Annotated in this window: 21 protein-coding genes and 1 pseudogene; 1 reads left to right on the forward strand and 21 read right to left on the reverse strand. The window is 48.1% G+C overall.

The genetic code is table 11. From position 1 onward, the window contains the following. Positions 1-41 precede the first annotated feature (41 nt). From AC5JLP_RS31215 to AC5JLP_RS31315, 21 genes and pseudogenes are all read right to left on the reverse strand, one after another. Positions 42-464, reverse strand: a complete 423-nt coding sequence (locus AC5JLP_RS31215) for a hypothetical protein (protein ID WP_496071760.1) — start codon at positions 462-464, stop codon at positions 42-44. Beyond that, a complete protein-coding gene (locus AC5JLP_RS31220) occupies positions 461-1,435 on the reverse strand; it encodes an FAD binding domain-containing protein (protein WP_496071761.1) in 975 nt (324 codons plus the stop codon). Before AC5JLP_RS31220 ends, AC5JLP_RS31215 begins: the two co-directional genes overlap by 4 nt. A 3-nt stretch (positions 1,436-1,438) precedes the next feature. Further along, positions 1,439-1,966 carry a (2Fe-2S)-binding protein gene (locus AC5JLP_RS31225; RefSeq protein ID WP_496071762.1) on the reverse strand — a complete coding sequence of 176 codons (528 nt, stop codon included), beginning with the start codon at positions 1,964-1,966 and terminating at the stop codon, positions 1,439-1,441. A gap of 171 nt (positions 1,967-2,137) precedes the next feature. Beyond that, positions 2,138-2,419: a carboxymuconolactone decarboxylase family protein gene (locus AC5JLP_RS31230; RefSeq protein WP_496071763.1), complete on the reverse strand. Its 282-nt coding sequence runs from the start codon at positions 2,417-2,419 to the stop codon at positions 2,138-2,140. A gap of 43 nt (positions 2,420-2,462) precedes the next feature. Then, on the reverse strand, positions 2,463-3,104 hold the full coding sequence (locus AC5JLP_RS31235) for an isochorismatase family protein (RefSeq protein WP_496071764.1): 642 nt from the start codon (positions 3,102-3,104) through the stop codon (positions 2,463-2,465). A 118-nt stretch (positions 3,105-3,222) separates the two neighbouring features. After that, the gene (locus AC5JLP_RS31240) at positions 3,223-4,092 is read right to left on the reverse strand and encodes an alpha/beta fold hydrolase (RefSeq protein ID WP_496071765.1); all 870 of its coding nucleotides are present in this window, start codon (positions 4,090-4,092) and stop codon (positions 3,223-3,225) included. Positions 4,093-4,154: 62 nt separating this feature from the next. Beyond that, complete coding sequence (locus AC5JLP_RS31245) at positions 4,155-5,744, reverse strand: iron uptake porin (RefSeq protein WP_496071766.1); 1,590 nt, start codon at positions 5,742-5,744, stop codon at positions 4,155-4,157. A gap of 282 nt (positions 5,745-6,026) precedes the next feature. Further along, positions 6,027-6,914 (reverse strand): NmrA/HSCARG family protein, encoded by an 888-nt coding sequence (locus AC5JLP_RS31250; protein WP_496071767.1) that lies wholly within the window; start codon positions 6,912-6,914, stop codon positions 6,027-6,029. Positions 6,915-7,057: 143 nt separating this feature from the next. Next, on the reverse strand, positions 7,058-8,020 hold the full coding sequence (locus AC5JLP_RS31255) for an alpha/beta fold hydrolase (protein WP_496071768.1): 963 nt from the start codon (positions 8,018-8,020) through the stop codon (positions 7,058-7,060). Between the two features lie 116 nt (positions 8,021-8,136). Then, a pseudogene (locus tag AC5JLP_RS31260) lies at positions 8,137-8,861 on the reverse strand (SDR family oxidoreductase). 47 nt (positions 8,862-8,908) lie between these two features. After that, positions 8,909-9,385, reverse strand: a complete 477-nt coding sequence (locus tag AC5JLP_RS31265; RefSeq protein ID WP_496071769.1) for a nuclear transport factor 2 family protein — start codon at positions 9,383-9,385, stop codon at positions 8,909-8,911. 147 nt (positions 9,386-9,532) lie between these two features. Further along, positions 9,533-9,958 carry a hypothetical protein gene (locus AC5JLP_RS31270; RefSeq protein WP_496071770.1) on the reverse strand — a complete coding sequence of 142 codons (426 nt, stop codon included), beginning with the start codon at positions 9,956-9,958 and terminating at the stop codon, positions 9,533-9,535. A gap of 126 nt (positions 9,959-10,084) precedes the next feature. Further along, positions 10,085-10,738 carry an isochorismatase family protein gene (locus AC5JLP_RS31275; RefSeq protein ID WP_496071771.1) on the reverse strand — a complete coding sequence of 218 codons (654 nt, stop codon included), beginning with the start codon at positions 10,736-10,738 and terminating at the stop codon, positions 10,085-10,087. 217 nt (positions 10,739-10,955) lie between these two features. Further along, the gene (locus AC5JLP_RS31280) at positions 10,956-11,852 is read right to left on the reverse strand and encodes a helix-turn-helix domain-containing protein (protein WP_496071772.1); all 897 of its coding nucleotides are present in this window, start codon (positions 11,850-11,852) and stop codon (positions 10,956-10,958) included. 128 nt (positions 11,853-11,980) lie between these two features. Next, the gene (locus AC5JLP_RS31285) at positions 11,981-12,109 is read right to left on the reverse strand and encodes a hypothetical protein (RefSeq protein WP_496071773.1); all 129 of its coding nucleotides are present in this window, start codon (positions 12,107-12,109) and stop codon (positions 11,981-11,983) included. A 105-nt stretch (positions 12,110-12,214) separates the two neighbouring features. Then, positions 12,215-12,613, reverse strand: a complete 399-nt coding sequence (locus AC5JLP_RS31290; protein WP_496071774.1) for a nuclear transport factor 2 family protein — start codon at positions 12,611-12,613, stop codon at positions 12,215-12,217. Positions 12,614-12,691: 78 nt separating this feature from the next. Continuing rightward, complete coding sequence (locus AC5JLP_RS31295; protein ID WP_496071775.1) at positions 12,692-13,057, reverse strand: nuclear transport factor 2 family protein; 366 nt, start codon at positions 13,055-13,057, stop codon at positions 12,692-12,694. A 21-nt stretch (positions 13,058-13,078) separates the two neighbouring features. Then, positions 13,079-13,696, reverse strand: coding sequence for a glutathione S-transferase family protein (locus AC5JLP_RS31300; protein WP_496071776.1), 618 nt, complete (start codon positions 13,694-13,696; stop codon positions 13,079-13,081). A 10-nt stretch (positions 13,697-13,706) separates the two neighbouring features. Continuing rightward, positions 13,707-14,447, reverse strand: a complete 741-nt coding sequence (locus tag AC5JLP_RS31305; RefSeq protein ID WP_496071777.1) for an SDR family oxidoreductase — start codon at positions 14,445-14,447, stop codon at positions 13,707-13,709. Positions 14,448-14,543: 96 nt separating this feature from the next. Beyond that, positions 14,544-15,161: a flavodoxin domain-containing protein gene (locus AC5JLP_RS31310; RefSeq protein WP_496071778.1), complete on the reverse strand. Its 618-nt coding sequence runs from the start codon at positions 15,159-15,161 to the stop codon at positions 14,544-14,546. 42 nt (positions 15,162-15,203) lie between these two features. Continuing rightward, positions 15,204-15,839: an isochorismatase family protein gene (locus AC5JLP_RS31315; protein WP_496071779.1), complete on the reverse strand. Its 636-nt coding sequence runs from the start codon at positions 15,837-15,839 to the stop codon at positions 15,204-15,206. Between the two features lie 231 nt (positions 15,840-16,070). On the opposite strand from AC5JLP_RS31315, the gene AC5JLP_RS31320 reads away from it, so the two are divergent. Next, positions 16,071-16,877, forward strand: a complete 807-nt coding sequence (locus AC5JLP_RS31320) for a LysR family transcriptional regulator (protein ID WP_496071780.1) — start codon at positions 16,071-16,073, stop codon at positions 16,875-16,877. Positions 16,878-17,217: the final 340 nt, after the last annotated feature.

Raw genomic sequence — 17,217 nt, forward strand, 5'->3', positions numbered from 1 at the left:
CAGTCTAACTTCTTTCCCTCCTTTCTCCGGTCTTATTAAGTTCACGATCCTAAGGAAGCCGCATAAGTTGCCTGCTCAAAGGTTTCGGCAATGACAATTCCCAAATGCTGACCAGCGTAGTAAATGGTATCTTGCTGTAAGGGCACCAAAGATTCGCCAAACGGACCACGGGGAAACATATTGACTGGATTCAGTTTGGGCGCATTCAGGTGTGTGATCACGCCCAGCACACCGGGAGAGGCTTCTGCCAATGAGGTATCAATGGTGAGGATGCGCCCTTTGGCGATCGCGCTATCAAAAATCACACCATAGGCTAAATCGGACACAGGAATATCCGCAGAATAGTGGGCGGCTCCGGTGACTTTTAAGCGTCCATCGACTCGGTCTAGCGGTTTACCGACGATGCTTGCACTTTTAGCGTTAACATCGGCTGGTGTAAGCAAAGGGTTCGTCGCAGCACTCACGCTATTCCTCCTACTGTTAATAAGGCATAAATCAGCATCCGTTTGAGCAATTCCACCTTGAACCCATTGAAGGTTCGCGGTACGGCAGTTTCTAGGGCGGCGATAGCAGCGTTGTTGAAGGTGGCTTCGTTGAGCGGCGCATTGATCAAAACCGTTTCTGCTGAGATCGATCGCCAGGGCTTAGTTGCCACCCCGCCAAAGGCAATTCGTGCTGCCTGGATCACGCCATCGTGAACAGCTAGCGCAGCCGCCACCGCAGCGAGAGAGAAGTTATCTGTCGGTGACTTGAAATAGTGGGATTGTGCTGCTAACGGGGAGTTGGGCAACTCTACGGCAACAATGATTTCTCCATGTTCTAAAACAGTTTCCCGTTCTGGAGTCTCTCCCGGTTCCAGGTAAAACTCGGTGATGGGGATCTGCCGTTCTCCATGCAATCCTCGTGTGTGAATGACTGCATCTAGCGCAGTTAACGCTACCGCCATATCCGATGCATGGGCGGCAATGCAAGATTCACTGGTGCCCAAAATCGCATGGGAGCGGTTGTATCCCTCCAGCGCAGGACATCCAGAACCAGGATTGCGCTCATTACAAGAAAAGGTGACATCACGGAAATAGGAGCAGCGGGTGCGTTGCAGCAAATTTCCGCCCACCGTTGCCATATTGCGAATCTGCGGCGTGGCGCTGTAGGACAGAGCATCAAACAGGGCAGGATAGCGATCGCGAATCATCGCATTGGCAATCACCTCACTGTTCCGCACCATTGCCCCAATTCGCACACTATCCGTCTTCACGGTAATGGTATTGATCGGTAAGGGATTAATGTCTACCAGCCGCCGCGGCAACTGAGCGCTATCCTGCATCAAGTCAACAATGCCCGTTCCGCCTGCAATAAAAGCCGACGTTGCCTCTTGTATAGCGGCATGAATTGCAGTATCTATTTCCCTGGCTTGAACGTATCCTAGTGGGTGCATAGATTACATCTCCGCAACGGTACGAATGGCTGCAACGATGTTGGGATATGCCCCACATCGACACACATTGCCGCTCATGAATTCTCGAATTTCTTCATCAGAATCAACGTGCCCTTCTGCCAGTAAACCAACGGCTGAGACAATTTGACCGGGTGTACAGTAGCCACACTGAAACGCATCATGAGCAATAAATGCTGCCTGAATGGGGTGCAGTTCCTCCCCCTGAGCGATGCCTTCGATCGTGGTGATAGTATCTTCTCGATGCATAATTGCCAGTGTCATACAAGAAAAGATGCGGCGATTGTTAACCAGCACTGTGTAAGCACCACACTGGGCATGGGCACACCCTTTTTTTGTTCCCGTTAACCCGATCACTTCCCGTAGCGCATTGAGCAACGTAACGCGGGGTTCAATCGCGATCGCGTAAGACTGTTGGTTTACGGTTAGCGTGATGTTCACAACGTTTCCCTGGGCTGCTGCGTCTGTAAACGGCAACGGCGGTTCAACTGACGGTGGACTTAAATGTTCCATACTGTTGTCCTGTTTTGTACTGTTCAGGCTTCCTCGCGCTGTTCATTGATGGAGTATTTCACTCTACTTTGCTTCATTCGCCCGTAGTTCTTTGAGAATAGAGCCGCTGTTGTTTATTGGACCTGATGCTGCCGCTGCCGCTGCTAGTTCTCCAACTTTCTGCAATTCTTCTCACGTTGCTCCTGCCCGTCGAGCTGCCAGTGCGTGAAATTTAGCGGCAGGCACACCCGCATGAAGCAACATCCCATAAAGAATGAGTTGAGTGGTTTTAGTGTCAAACACATCCGAGTAAAAGGCATGAGCACGTTGCTGTTCAGCCAGCCGTAATGCCTCCGGATCAATGTCAGCAATGAAGTCAAATTTCGCGCCTGGCAAGGGTGGCATTTCACCGAATAGCTCTTCATAGCTATGCTGGAAAGCAGCGAGGTCAGCAGGCAAAGAGGTTGTCGTCATAAGAATTCTGTTGTTGAGTGAATTATTTTGATTTGATCGTTCTCTAAGGCAGCGCAGCCTGATGTTCCAACTGGGCGGCGATAAAGCCAAAGTTAGGCAAGCGATTTGCATACAGTCCGGCAAGTGCAGTACCGTATTGACTTGACCAATCTGCCAGCGTCTCTGCAATCACCATGTTGGTATTGGCAATCTTCACACCTACCTGGCTCATGCGAAACATGGAGGCGTAGAGCGCATATTGATTCACCGTTCCAGAAGCATCCATCACGGCATACACGTCGTAACCATCCCTGACGGCATCGATCGCTGGAAACGTGAGACAGACATCGGCAGTGACACCTGCCATGATTAGCTTTTTACGTCCGGTTTCTTTGACCGCATTGACAAATTTTGAATCATTCCAAGCGTTAATAATGACACGATCGATCACGGGAATCCCGGGTAATGTCTCAATCAGTTCAGGAAATAGTGGACCATTTGCACCGTTTGGATTGCTGGTCGTTAAGATGACCGGAAGTTCAAATACTTTAGCCGCTTTTGCTAACCAGAGGGTTCTGTTTTTCAGGTGAAGCGCATCTAAGTCAGAGATACCAAAGTTCATTGTGCCAACCTGATGGTCAATCAGGAGCATCGCCGCATTCTTTGGATTGAGTCGCTCAAACAGTAACGCATTGTCTACTGCCATACAAAGATGCTCTCCTTTAGAAGTTTCAATCTCTTTGTAAAACCATCACCTCAGCTATTCTTTTTGTATTCCTCTTTGATGAAGTGTAAATGAACAATATGTGGTCATCGTGCCATTCCTACTCTTCAGTCAAAAAGTCAAGCAAGGCAGTGGCAAAGGCAGCCGGTTGTTCATCTGTTAGCCAGTGCCCCGCCTTTTCAATCACCTGTCCCCGCACATTGCTGGCGAGCTGCTGTACCGACGGTAAGCCAAACGCTCCCACTGCTTTCTCACCGCCGATTTGCAGAACTGGCAAAGTCAATTTTCCCTTCGATGCCAGTTCTCGATTGTGGTCTGAGTCGTCCCACACGGCAGCAAAATAGTTGAAGCCAGCCCGGAGGACACCAGGACGTTGTAGTGCCCGCACATAAATCTCAAAATCGTCTGTGCTAACTGCATTGGGCTTGTCACAGTGAATCTGGAAATACCACGACAGCAAATCTCGTTCTCGTCCCGCCATGAACCGTTCACAAAGGTCAGGCACCGTGAAGGCAACTAGTTGCCAGCCCTCATCCCAACCGCGCTTCGGTGCAATGTATTCCTCATAGCCAAAACCGGGAAAGACAAACTCAGCCAGCACCAGACGTTGCACCGCTTCAGGATAGGCCGCAGCGTAGGCATAGGCAGTGCCGGCGCCCTGGTCATAGCCAACCAGGTGGATGCGATCGTAGCCCAACACCTCATGCACCAGTTGATACATGTCGGTTGCCATCGTGCGTTTGTCGTAGCCACCTGCAGGAATGGAGGAACCGCCCATGCCGCGCTGATCTGGAGCAATGATAGTAAATCGTTCCGCCAGCGTTGGCATGATGCTGCGCCACATGTGCGAGTGTTGGGGAAAGCCGTGCAGCAATACGAGGGGATCGCCTGCTCCTGCCTGTAAATAGGCGAAGGTTAACGCTCCTACTTTTACCGTGTGCTGTTCAATTTGGGTATTAACGGAATTCATTGTGTCATCTCCACAGTTTCATCTAGGGCTTATATGAGCGAAAACCATTCCATGTTCTGCAACTAGAAGGAAAAAACGGTTCTGACAGTGCCCGTCACGATCGTGCCGTTACTGCTTTGATTACCCGCTTTTGTAATCACCTGGATCAGGGGTGTAACTTGAATGTTGTTACTAATGGGAAAGTTATAGAATGCTTCAAGATTTGCTTGTGTTGCATTGCCAACATTGCTCTCAATCAGAGGTTGCCCGATCGCAATTCCTGCTAAAGCACCTCGTTTGAACAGATCCCTGAAGGCAATGCCTGCCATCCAGTAGCTCGGATTCAAATCGCCAGCGGTGCTATTTAAATAGGTGCCGTGACCGTAACGGCCAAAGATGCCGATTTGTGGTGATAGCGCTAGCTCAAAATTGGCACCAAACACATCGAAAGGAGTATTGAGAAATACACCACCAGAGTACTGGAGTCGTAAGGCAAAAGTTCTAGAAGGTGAGTATTCTATTTCAACGGTACCCTGGTAAGGATCGCCGAACAAACCACCACTGCCCCCTCGATTTGGAAACAAGATGGCAGGAGCTTGTGGACCTTCCACATATCGCTGATCGTTGTCATTAAAACTGGCAGCATTTCCGGCAACATACACTGCTCGAAGTTTGAACGGACTTTGTTCTGGCTGCCACTGAACAACAGCACCCGCTCCCACTGAACGAGGAAATAGAGGAAAGTTATTAATTAACGCTTGAGTTGAAAAGTCAAGGAAGCTAACGTTGGCATAACTATTTTTATCAACGTAATCTGTAGCAACAATTTGAGGACCGATCGTGACGCTGACATCTTTAATCGGAATAAACGTGTAGAACAAGCGCCCCAAACTAAACTGAGGTCTACCAGGAACCGCAAAATCTAACACACTGCCAAAGTTTGGTTCTAAAAAACCAGCCGCGTTATCATTAGAACCTTCGCTTCCAGCGGTTAGTCGGACTTGTAGTTGATCAGTGCCTGTAAAGCTGGTGTTGAAGAACAAGGAAACGCGGTAGAGAGAAGTGGGATTTGGGTCTTCCTCAGCAACGACTGCCCCTGTAGGGGAGAGAATACGCGCTGCTCCGCAGGTACCGCAAGGGTCGCCTTCAAAGCCACCTGCATTCACGGCAACGATTACTTGTCCGGTAAGCTTTGTTGTTGTCGAAAACTGATTTGCTTCTAGAGTGGTTGTCCGAATTTCTAACGTATCAACCCGTCCCCGTGTCGTTGCTAATTCGGTGGCAAACTCTTCTTGCAATCGTTGTAGGGTCAGCAAATCTTCTTTTGGCACTGAGTTGGTTACACCAGAGGTAACTAGCTCAGTCACTCTATTCAAGCAAGCAGTTACGCCTGCCGCAAACTCGTAGCGAGACAGCGATCGATCGCCTTGAAATTGTTGATTGGCGTACCCTACAACACAACCATACCGCTCCACTAGCGATCGCAACGCCTGAAATGCCCAGTCGCTCGGTTGCACATCGGTAAGCTGGGAGACCGATGTGACTTGATCCATTGCAGACGGAACGTCTGCTTCGCTCACGGGAGCAGTCTGAGCGATCGCTGACTTTGTCAGTGAAATTACATCTGTGCTGAAGTAGGTGAGTGCACCCAGTAGAATCCAGAGTTTTACCATCTTTTACTCATGCCTTTTGCTAAAAGCATTTTTGGCGTTACTTCAAAACATTTTTAGTGATTTACTCCATAAAGTACTACCTTAAAAGTATAGATAGTCCATCATGTGTATACCAATATTGAAGTTTGCCAATACCTTTAAGGTATTAATAATTTAGCCTTAACTATGAACTAAATACTCAGGAATGCAAGTTTGATCAAAGTTAAGCAGCGATACGGATATGCACGTAGGGGAGTGCGTGGGAGAGGCTAGAGAAAACCTTGATGCAATTATTCTGATGCTTCAGCTTTTAACAGCAAGATTTTTCCAACCATGTGTTCGCAGGTAATGCTCCAGCGAAGTTAACCACGGATATTTTTGATGGCGTGCTTGCATATTAATTCGAGGGCCGTCCTGATCAACCCATTGCGTTAGACGCACTACTTCATCACCCGCAACCTGACGTTCTTCTTCCCAACTAATTTGCACATGCTCAACGGTTCGCCCAACGACACGTCCAAATACTGTCGCCATTTCACGAATAGTCAACGCATCGCTTGCCGTATTGAACCCTTGCCAAAGCCAATTCTGCGGATCAAGCAACGCCATTGTTGCAAAGCTGGCGTGGTCATCCTCAGCCAATTGGTAAACCACACTATTGCCATCACGAGGATCTATCAGTTGTCCTTGCAAGATACTTTCGCGGTAAGCTGCCAGGCTATAGTTAAAAGCAACTGGACGCAAGATGGTATAGGGAACGTTAGAGGAGCGTAAATATCGCTCAATTTCTCCTTTCGAGTCTAAATGAGGAACGCCTGTGCGTTCATTGGAGCGAGACCCAGCGCTGTAGATCAGATGCTGGACATCCATTGCTCGTGCGGCATCAATGACCGTTTGCCCCATCTTAACTTCCCGCTCCTGATGTTCTTGAAAGAAGGGTAAAACAACGTAGACACCATAAACCTCACGCATTGCCGCTTCCAACGAACTGCGATCGTTCAGATCGGCTTGAATGATCTCAGCTCCCTCATCCGCTAGCGATCGGGCTGCTTCCTTTGCTGGATCACGCGCGACTGCTCGAACACCAAATCCATTTTTGAGTAAGCAGTGAGCGACTGCTCCTCCTTGATTACCCGTTGCTCCCAGAACAAGAACTTTAAGCGCTTTGCTTGATCGATTGGTCGTTTGCATAGACCTTGTGGTTCAGTAGTAGAACTGCTCATTGAAGAATGCACGTTTAACCGAAGCAGAGGGACACAGGCTACACCACCTGCAAAACAAACTTACCGTGTCACCGGCGGTAGATTACATTGGGTTTCCTTCGTCAACCCAACCTACGGGCGAGCGATCGCACTAAAGAAATTAGCAATCTTTTCGGCAATATATACAGGACGATCCTCTGACACCCAATGACTACACTTATTGACGACTTCGTAACTGGCATCAATAGCATACCGTTCAAGCGTTTTGAAGGCTCGTTTGGCATCACCACCTAGATACCCGCCAAAGCCCAGATCTGCGCCAATATATTTGAGCGGCATCGTGAGAGACTTTTCTGGCAAAACGTTGCCATCAGGTGTGTAAGCCGGAGGCCTATTGTAATAGGATGCTCCACACTCAATCACTCCTGGTATCTTGGCAGTGCGGACGTACTCAGCAATATCTTCAGGCTGTATCGCACCAACGTTATAGACCCACTGTGTAAAGAATTGAGGAATGAACTGCTCCTCACGTCCCGACGCGAACGAAGGAGATAACCGTGCAGCATTCATCGGGAAGTGCCAGATCTCGTTGATATGCTGCAAAAGAATCTCACCCATTTCTGGCCCATCGATTGAAGTTTCCGTAAAGAACAGTTTTTCAACCAACTCAGGGTTGTAGGCTGCCATGTGAGCCAGTGGCGGGCCGCTGACATCGTGTCCCACAACAAGGACTTGATCTTGTTCTAAATGCTCAGTAATGAATGTTTTGATGATGGTCGAAATCGTTCCAGTGTCAAACGCAGAGGGTGGTGAGCTATCTCCAAGTCCTGGCATGTCGAAGGCAACGCAGGTAAAGCGATCAGCAAGCTGCGGCATCACTTTTCGCCATTCATACCATGAAGCGGGCCAACCATGACCGAAAACAATCACTGGTCCTTGCCCCCCAATCACATAGTGTAAGTTGACTCCTTGAACATGTACACGTCGGTGTTCAAAAGTTTTAGCGAATTCAACTCGATCAAAGGGAGCTATTGCGAGAATGCGATCGCGATAATAAAGATCGGTCGGGTCGGTCGTGGGTTGTTCCAGGGGCATTACAGATTCCTTATCTACTTCAAACTTGAGTGAGTTTGCAAAACTGCGTCAATTTCTAATGATCTTTGTAGGCATACGCACGTTCAATTCTACAAAGTGAATGTATTGGGATTGCTTCAACTCATTCCACCATTGACACCAATGATTTGACCTGTAATCCAACGTGCTTCTTCGCTAACCACAAAGGCAACAACATCTGCAATGTCTGTCGGCTGTCCCAACCGTCCGAGCGGGGTTATTTGGGGTGCCATCTCTCTTGCCATGTCTGGAACCATATCGGTTTCTGTTGCACCTGGAGCAACCGCATTAACAGTGATTTTCTCGCTCCTAGCTCTTTTGCCAACACCCGTGTCAACTGCTCTACTGCGGCTTTACTGGCGGCATAGATAGATGTGTTTGGATCACTTCGTATCGTGGTATTACTAGATAGATTGACGATACGTCCGCCATCTCCAATTCGCCGTGCTGCCTCTTGTAATGCTAAAAAGACACCCCGCACATTGAGTGTTATTACTTTATCGAGTTCCGCTAAAGTGGTATCGATCACAGGTTTCATCAAGAACGTACCAGCATTGTTAATTAGAATATGCAAGTTGCCAAAGTGAGCTTCAGCCGCATCAAACAGTTGTCGCACTTGACCAAGATCGCTGATATCAGCCTGTACCGCGATCGCCTTGCCACCGCTGGACTCAATTGCTTGCACTACTTCTTGTGCTTTATCGGCATTACCTGCATAGTTGACGACAACAGAGGCTCCATCACGTCCTAAGCGTTCGGCGATCGCTCGCCCAATCCCACGCGATGAACCTGTGACGATCGCCACTTTGTTAACTAAAGTCATGGGTTTGCCTCCATTGTGTGATTTAACTTACGAGCATTACCTGAACGTCAGATCCGATAGCCAAACGCATTTCTTGCAGTATCTCTTTTCGTCCAACCTCTGCCTTCTGGACTCATGTAAGCCGCATATTCTCGGAAGTGAGCGATTTTTTCGTCTTCGATCACAAACACCATGACAACCTGATTAGAGTATTCGTAATCTGCAATCTCACCTTCAATTCGCGCTTCAAAACAAATTTCATTCCCGTTCGCGTACACTTGTTGAATAAACCAGTCAGTTCGAGTCACTTCTGTATGATGGGTGAATAGCTTTACTGCTTCATCTTTACCCCGAAGTAACCCTCGCTCAGCAAAGCCAGGAACGGGAGCATAAAATGTTAGATCGTCTTTCAGTAAATCAAGAAATGGTTGCCAATCTCCTGTGTGGGCACCCTGCTGAATGAGCTTAATACCTTTGATTGCGGTTTGCATTGCCATCTCTGAGACTGGCTCAATATTGGTTGAAATTGTTTGTTGCGTATTCATGTCTTTCAATTCACTGCGTCTGTTAGGATGTATTTCACGAAACATTCAATCACTTCTAGTATGGCTTTACCTTGAAATATTAATTGCAGAAGTAATGTTTTAAGGCTGTTAAAGCTGTTTGCTACCTGACTCTGTTTGAATCGTAAGTCAGTAACCCGCTGACGCGCTCGCAATCGTAATCAAACCTGAAATCACATTTGGATAAAGCGGAATGCCGCCAAACTGAGATGGAGAAACATTGCCGAGAACAGGATCATTGAGAAAGCCATAGGAGGTTCCGGGCAGCAGTCCAGAAGCGATCAAACCAATCCAGAATGCGGAGCCGAGAAAGGCAGCAAGCCCCATCGAGAAGCGATCGCTCGTGGGACGAACTTTCAAAATGGCTAAGGCAGCAAGCCCCAGAGAAGCCGCTGCAAAGAAAGACATCGCGCAATGAAGTTTGGCGTGAGGCAACCATGCAGGATTGTTCATATGGGCATTTGCTAGAAAAACGGCATCCGTGACGATCGGAATAATTAGGGTTGAAAGAGCCGCTACAACTAGCAACCCTTTAGCAAGTCGTTCCCTGGACATGATGAGCTTCCTCACTGCAATCGATTCCTAACAATGCTACTCACACGCGCTCTAGCCAAACCGTAGCGCTGGCATCCGATTAGCAGACAAGTCACCAGCGCTACGTTTAGCGTTGATGGGATCAAATTATTTAGTTGTGCCAACGGGCTGATTTTGCATTGATTGCCAAGTGTTTTGGGTCGTTTCCAACATGCCCCACTGCGGTAGGTGCTGCTGGTAGATTTCGAGCAAGCCTTTTGCGGTCTGTTCGATCGCCCAATCCTGTTGCAGTTCACAGGCAACGCTGAGCCAGTTTGAAACCTTGACTCCAGCTTGCGTTAAGTTAGCAATTGAAGCGTGCAACACCATGTCTGAATAGTTGCCTGATGCATCCATCACCAGACGAACGTCATAGCCCGCATCTGCCATCGTTTTGGCAGGAATCCCAATACAAAAGTCTGCTGTAATGCCAGCCGCAATCACTTTCTTGCGACCTGTGGCTTCGATCGCACTGCGAATGCGCTCATCATGCCAGGAGTTAATTTTGGTACGATAGATGGGCTGTACGTCAGGAAAGAGTTCCAGAATCTCAGGAATGATCGGTCCCAGTGGACCGGTTGGCCCCATTGCGGCCGCTGTTAGCACCACTGGAATGTTGTGCAGCTTCAGGACTTTAGCCAGCGCGATCGAGTTGTTGCGGAGATGAACCGGATCAATATCACCCGTAAACAACATCAAACCTGCTTGATGATCAACCAGTAAGGCGCAGGCATTACTACCATCTAACATTTCGTAAGTCATACTAATTCTCCTGAGTGTTGTTATTTTAGTGAGTGAATGCGGACAGATAGCATAAAGGAAACCTACACATACGGAAACTTAACAGAGATTACCGATGTACCGCTTATCAAAAATTGCTGAAAATTTCACTAATCTTGCTAGTTTTAGAATAAGAAGGAAAAAACTACCTAAAGACAGAATTGTGGAGGTTTGGAGATTATCTATCCACTCGCCAAGTTCAAAGCAATTTTTGGTAATCTCTAGGCGTTATCCCTGTGTATTTACGAAAAAATTTGGTCAATTGTTGCTGATTGGCAAAACCGAGGCGATCGCTAATCTCTCCAATTGATAGTTTTCGCTCTGTCAGCAATTGTTTTGCCAGTTTGAGGCGGCATTGAGCCACAAACTGCCAGGGTGTCAATCCAGTCGATTGCTTAAACTGCCGCAAAAAGTGATACTGGCTCAGTCCAATCGCCTGCGCCATCTCTGGCAGCGACAAACTTTCTGTTAAATGGGTATTGATGTACTCAACTACTTGCTGCAATTTTGTGGTGGCAAGTCCTTCCTGCTTCTTCTGAATGGTTGGTTTTCGAGTTGAATACCGTTGCAGCAGGTGCATGGTCAACAAATTGATGGCTGCCTCAACATAGAGGCGATCGCCCACTTGATCTGACGTAAGCTCCGATAGCAGTGCCAACCCAATTCCGTGAATTAAGGGATCATGAATTTGATGTTGCGGGACAAGTTCAACTCGATCGACCTCCATCGCGTCAGCGGTACGGTTGATCAGTTCCGGTTCCACAGCCAGAAACGCATAGTCAGCCTCTCCATGTATCCAAACCTGATGGTGAGCTTGCGCCGGAAGCAGAAATGCCTCACCACTCATTAGAGAGGAGCTATAAAAATTGCCGTTTAACCTGCGCTCTACTTTCAGTGGATTACACCGCGTCACTACAACGAGAACGTGTTGTTCATGAGTGTGTTCAGGAGTTTCATGAGCGGGCTGATAGTGATGTTCAACTTTGACACCCTGCCATCCTTGCTCATGGCTAGAGTGGAGTGGTTGGTGGGGCAGAATCTGCGAAAGCGCATTTTCAGCCGTCGAATCGATGGATAGGCGATGCTGGTCTGCCATAATCTTTTGCTCCTGAATCGGAGATGAATTGGGTTATCTGTATTGGACTTGTGGATAAAGTCCCTTTCCATACATCCAATTGTTCGTCACCATGCCAAGCGCCGGAATATGCTCACCGACGGTCTGCATTAATTCTTGATCCAGGGGATGATTGTGCAGGCAGACAAAAGTCCAGTCTGATGATCAATCATCACCAGCACAGCATTATCAACTGTGAGGCGATCGCTATCTTTGTAGATTTTAGTTCCCAATAACATGGTTAGTTCTCCTCAATGTTAATGATGGAATTTCAATTGACTTCGGCAGTGTGGTGAGAGAAGCGATCGCTCAGTTAGATTTGACTCATGAGGATTCACGATTGATTACGCAAAGACAGGAGTGGTATCGGTATAGAATCTAAACGAAATAACTAGCCCTGATTCGTCGCGTTCAGTAATCGCGACAGCGCGAACGGTCACGGCTTCACCATCATGACGCTGGTAATGGTTTAGAGCTTCCAACACAAAAGATGAATCCGTTCCATAGAGATTTAACAAATCGTGTGTCAGACCTTTAAAGGTTTGCCAATAGTGAAATAAGCCCTCAAGGATAATCGCTTTGCCTGCAATCGGCTCATTATTGTTCTGATACATCACACAGTCATCAGCTAAGTAAGCTCCATATTGTTGAATATTTTTGTTGTCGATCGCCTCTAGATAACCAAGGTACCACTCGTAAGCTTGAGGAGAAAGTTGATTGATCTTCAAATTTTCTGTTTTCATCGTTTTGCTACTCCTCTCACTGCGATCACTAGTTGCTAACAAATTCAAATCGAAATCTTAGATAATGCGGTAATCACATCAACTTTCATAAACAGGCGAAATGTCCATGTTCATGCGAAAGTCGTAAATTTGATCGTTGTGTGAACGCAAAATACTGGCGCAGGGCAATGTCACCTGAGTTCCATCTTTGCGAGTGTAGGTGACATCGGCTTCCCATACAGCAGAGTTACCATCGTCACCCAGCCATAGTCCCGCACCTTCGTGATGCATGGCTTGAATGGTTTCAAAGAATTGAGCCAGGGCATCTCGAACCGCTTGCTTACCTTCCGCCGGAGGTTGATTGCTAAACCGGAACTTACCATCGTCGGTAAAGTGAGCGGCGATCGCATCGGCATCCAGCGTATCCACCGTTTTGAAGTAATTGCGTACCCATTCAGCATTCATTGGTTTACCTCATATTAATTGCTAGTGGATGCCCTGCTGTTCCATTGCCCGCTGTACCCCTGCATCTTCGCGTAGCTGCTGGTAGAAGCGATACAGGTTGGGATAAGCGGACAGCGGTTTCGGTAGGTTGTTACCCCAGCGCGTCATGGCGAACGCATAGGGATCAGCGATCGTGCGGCGATTACCGACTAGATGCGTTTTGCCCTCCAGGTGTTTGTCTAAATGCTGATACACGCGATCAATCAGCCGATAAGATGTTTCTTTAACGGATTGGCGACTGGTTTCGCTGTCATCGGTTGTGTAACGCTGCGGCACAAAGAATGGAAAAAAAGCGGGATGCACATCGCCCGTGAGAAAAGCTAACCAGCGATCGAGTTCGTAAGCATCTTGTAACGTCCCGTTATCGCCGAGTTTAGCGTCTGAATATTTGTGAGCCAGGTATTTCAGCAGCGCATCTGCCTGATTCATCACACCGCTGTCGCCATCAATCATGGCAGGAACTTGTCCCAACGGATTCATTTGGAGATACTCTGGGTCGCTTGGCTTCACCTTCTGCAACTCATAGGGTTCACCAACCCACTCCAAAACAATGTGAGGCGCGATCGCGCAAGTGCCGGGAGCATAAAACAGTTTGATCATGATGAATTCCTTACGACCTCGGTAACTGCTGAGCCATTTGTTTTTCCAAAGCTTTGCGATCGCGGTTCAACAGATCGATCGCCCACTGAGCTTCATCCCCTGGATACACCTCCTCAACACCATCAATCACCGCTTGTAGAGCCGCATTTGCCACCGTGTCAGGAGCCGTCTTCGGATTGTCAGAATTCTTGCTAAAGTCGGTATCCACGGTTCCGGGTAACATAGCAACTACCAGCGTGCCTTGAGCCGCAAGCTCGGCTCGAATGCCCTGAGTCATTGATAAAGCTGCGGCTTTCGATGCACTGTAGCTGCCTCGAAAGGGAAGATTGCTCAAGGCTAAGGAGGATAATGTATTAACAATTGCGCCACCCCCGTTCTGCTTCAGCAGAGGCGCAATCGCACGGCACATGATCAAAGTGCCAAAGTAGTTTGTTTCCATTTCTTTACGAGCATGGGAAAGATCGGGAGCCGCAATCAGTCCAGCATCATAGCCAACTCCAGCATTGTTAATCAGCAAAGTCACATCTTGACATCGCTCTACCGCCGCCTGAATCGATGGTTCAGAGGTGATATCTAACGCAAGTGGAATGATTCGCTGGGGATCGAGGGCAACCACCTCAGACAGTTTACTTTCGTCACGCGCACAGGCATAGATGCGATCGGCTTCCATGTCATGCAATGCTTTGACGAACTCCTTGCCAATCCCCTTGTTCGCTCCTGAAACTAACGCAACAGACCCTTTAATCTCCATAGTCAACTCCTTTTGCTGCTAGTGACTCAAACTAATCGGTTACATTCGACATCCTTGCCAAGACTTACTCCGTCAACTGACCCTAAAGCGAGTTGATCAACTGGATGCTTGAGTAAACTGCTGTAAGAGTGCTTCAGAAGGCGCAACGTTACCGCGAGCCAGTAAATCTTTACCCCGAAATTCTGCCGTCACCCTGGCAATGTTTGCCCCGTGATGGTATCCGGCTAACTTCATCTCGTCGGTGATGCCGATTGGCTCCATAGCCGCTCCACCTGAGCGTCCATGTACGCCCCAATGCATTCCTGCCACCTGAAACCCTGGCGTGGTTTTTGGCAGAGTCACCAGAATCATGCCACCGGCTGCCATTGCCCCCAGTAGCCCCAGTTGCGCCAGTTCGCAGCCCGCCCCGCAGTCCCCATAACCACCGCCTACTGTAAATACGCCTCCAACTTTGCCGACCATTTCATCAGTTAGCCAAAGCTGCTCACAAACATCTTCAATAAACTTTTTAATGCGAGAATCGGCGGTACGGTGACGCATGGGTGAACCGATGATTAACCCGTCGCACGATCGCACATCATCTTTTGTGGCATCCTGCGCCTCTTTAAGCTCAACATGAGTTCCATCAACGGACTGAGCGCCACTGGCGATCGCTTCCGCCATCTGTTGAGTATTACCGAGCGAAGTCGTATATACAATTAGCACAATAGCCATGCAGTTTCCTGTTAAGAATCACGTTCAGCGCAACAGCCCAATTTAAGCTTTGGCAGCCGCAATGTCGCCCAAAAAGCTGTAGAGATTCATATGTTCTCCAAACGTTTGGTTCATGGCTGGCGTTGATTCCCGGTCTTCGTCATGCTTCAGCTCAGCCGCGATCGCAATCCAGTTGGTGACAATGGCTCCAGCTTGAGTCAGCCGCAACATTGCAGCAAAATCTGCTGCCGAACTCCAGGTTCCCGAAGCATCAATGACGGCATATACGTCATATCCGGCTTTCAGGGCTGAAAGTGCAGGAAAAACCAAACAGACATCGGTAGTGATGGCTGCCATAATTAGCTTCTTACGTTCCGTTCGCTCAACGGCAGCACGACACTTGGGGTCATTCCAGAGATTGATGGGAGAACGATCGTGAATCTCATGATCGGGAAAAAGCTCAACAATTTCCGGGATGGTTGGACCGTTGGGACCTTTCGCCGAACTAGTGAACAATACAGTAGGGAGATTGAATACTTTTGCAGTTTTTGCCAGGGCGATCGCGTTGTTCTTTAAGATCTGCTGATTCATACTTTGCACACCCAGAAAAAGCCCAGCCTGGTGATCAATCAACAGCATGGCAGCATTCTCAGGAGTCAACTCTTCATAAAACGCAGGTGAGCTATTTACAACAGCCATGAGACACTCCTTTCAGAATAGTTAACCAAAACGTAATTGACTCTCAACTTCCATCGAAAGTTGAAGCAGCAATCTGTCTTTAGCGAGAAGCATCTGTGTTTATGCTTCATGATCATTTTTATGAATTCTACTTAATTGCGGCACTACTCTAAAGGTATAGATCCGTCAACGTTTCATACCAATATCAAGGGATAGCAATACGTTTAAGGTATTGATAATCTAGACTTAATCATGGAGCTTCGACAGCTACACTATTTTCTTGCCGTTGCAGAAGAACTGAACTTTAGCCAAGCAGCACGGCGGCTCAACATGGCTCAACCTCCGCTCACTCGCCAAATTCGACAGCTTGAGCAGGAATTAGGCATACAACTGTTTAATCGCAATAGTCGTCGAGTCGAACTGACCGAAGTCGGCAACGTGTTTGTTGAAGAAGCTCGCCGTATCTTAGAGCAAGTTGAGCAAAGTATTGAGATTACCCAACGCGCCAGTCGCGGGGAAGTCGGTCGGCTGGCGATCGCCTTTGAAGGCTCGTCGGCGTATGACATCATTCCTGCGTCGCTAAAAATATATCGAGAACGCTTTCCGGATGTCGAATTAGTGGTGCTAGGCATGACAACCGAACAGCAAATAGAAGCACTTCGCCAAAACCAGATTCAAGTAGGGTTTGTCGTGCCTCCCTTGCAAGCTCAGTCGAAAGTGAAGGTGCGATCGCTGGTGAACGAAGCCTTCATTTTAGGACAGCGTAGTAGCGGCTGTGGTTGGTACGACCAGGTAATTGCCCTCTGCCGTCGAGCCGGATTTAGCCCTCGTGTTGTGCAAGAAGTAAATGAGATGCAGGTACTGTTGGGGTTAGTCGCAGCAGGATTGGGGGTAGCCATTCTATCGGCTTCTGCCAAACAGTTTCAGCGATCGGGCATAGTCTATCGTGAGTTACAACCTGCTTCACCCGAAGTTGCGCTGGCGATCATGTGGCAAAGGAATAACCAATCGTCGGTATTGCAAGCTTTCTTAAGCGTAGTTAGAGAAATTGCTGCATAGCCAGAACCGTGAAGAATGCATGAATTTCATACTCTGTCAGTTCACGCTACCTACAAAGCTGACAGCGAGAGATTTGAATCAGCAAGATGACTGCCTTTGCTTCAACAGATCACTGGACTTCTTGTAGAGACGATTTGTTCGATGATATTGGCTGCTCGGTTGACTCCTTTAGTGGCATTGACAACTTAACCCAAAGGTAGAATAACCGTACTGATTCCACTCTGTTCACGATTCCTGACCTACGTACTCGCGTCATCGCTCCCCCGGCGAAGTTATTAGCTATTGTGGGTAGTGCGTCAAAGAATGGTGGGTCGAGTAAAGTAGGGAGACCGCTACTTTT

Source organism: Stenomitos rutilans, from assembly GCF_059505485.1.

Coding starts and splice junctions, on each gene's coding strand:
- AC5JLP_RS31245 (WP_496071766.1), bottom strand. CDS start 5,744: ATGGTAAAACTCTGGATTCTACTGGGTGCACTCACCTACTTCAGCACA.
- AC5JLP_RS31230 (WP_496071763.1), bottom strand. CDS start 2,419: ATGACGACAACCTCTTTGCCTGCTGACCTCGCTGCTTTCCAGCATAGC.
- AC5JLP_RS31305 (WP_496071777.1), bottom strand. CDS start 14,447: ATGGAGATTAAAGGGTCTGTTGCGTTAGTTTCAGGAGCGAACAAGGGG.
- AC5JLP_RS31240 (WP_496071765.1), bottom strand. CDS start 4,092: ATGAATTCCGTTAATACCCAAATTGAACAGCACACGGTAAAAGTAGGA.
- AC5JLP_RS31320 (WP_496071780.1), top strand. CDS start 16,071: ATGGAGCTTCGACAGCTACACTATTTTCTTGCCGTTGCAGAAGAACTG.
- AC5JLP_RS31300 (WP_496071776.1), bottom strand. CDS start 13,696: ATGATCAAACTGTTTTATGCTCCCGGCACTTGCGCGATCGCGCCTCAC.
- AC5JLP_RS31235 (WP_496071764.1), bottom strand. CDS start 3,104: ATGGCAGTAGACAATGCGTTACTGTTTGAGCGACTCAATCCAAAGAAT.
- AC5JLP_RS31270 (WP_496071770.1), bottom strand. CDS start 9,958: ATGTCCAGGGAACGACTTGCTAAAGGGTTGCTAGTTGTAGCGGCTCTT.
- AC5JLP_RS31250 (WP_496071767.1), bottom strand. CDS start 6,914: ATGCAAACGACCAATCGATCAAGCAAAGCGCTTAAAGTTCTTGTTCTG.
- AC5JLP_RS31255 (WP_496071768.1), bottom strand. CDS start 8,020: ATGCCCCTGGAACAACCCACGACCGACCCGACCGATCTTTATTATCGC.
- AC5JLP_RS31225 (WP_496071762.1), bottom strand. CDS start 1,966: ATGGAACATTTAAGTCCACCGTCAGTTGAACCGCCGTTGCCGTTTACA.
- AC5JLP_RS31220 (WP_496071761.1), bottom strand. CDS start 1,435: ATGCACCCACTAGGATACGTTCAAGCCAGGGAAATAGATACTGCAATT.
- AC5JLP_RS31315 (WP_496071779.1), bottom strand. CDS start 15,839: ATGGCTGTTGTAAATAGCTCACCTGCGTTTTATGAAGAGTTGACTCCT.
- AC5JLP_RS31290 (WP_496071774.1), bottom strand. CDS start 12,613: ATGAAAACAGAAAATTTGAAGATCAATCAACTTTCTCCTCAAGCTTAC.
- AC5JLP_RS31295 (WP_496071775.1), bottom strand. CDS start 13,057: ATGAATGCTGAATGGGTACGCAATTACTTCAAAACGGTGGATACGCTG.
- AC5JLP_RS31280 (WP_496071772.1), bottom strand. CDS start 11,852: ATGGCAGACCAGCATCGCCTATCCATCGATTCGACGGCTGAAAATGCG.
- AC5JLP_RS31265 (WP_496071769.1), bottom strand. CDS start 9,385: ATGAATACGCAACAAACAATTTCAACCAATATTGAGCCAGTCTCAGAG.
- AC5JLP_RS31285 (WP_496071773.1), bottom strand. CDS start 12,109: ATGTTATTGGGAACTAAAATCTACAAAGATAGCGATCGCCTCACAGTT.
- AC5JLP_RS31275 (WP_496071771.1), bottom strand. CDS start 10,738: ATGACTTACGAAATGTTAGATGGTAGTAATGCCTGCGCCTTACTGGTT.
- AC5JLP_RS31310 (WP_496071778.1), bottom strand. CDS start 15,161: ATGGCTATTGTGCTAATTGTATATACGACTTCGCTCGGTAATACTCAA.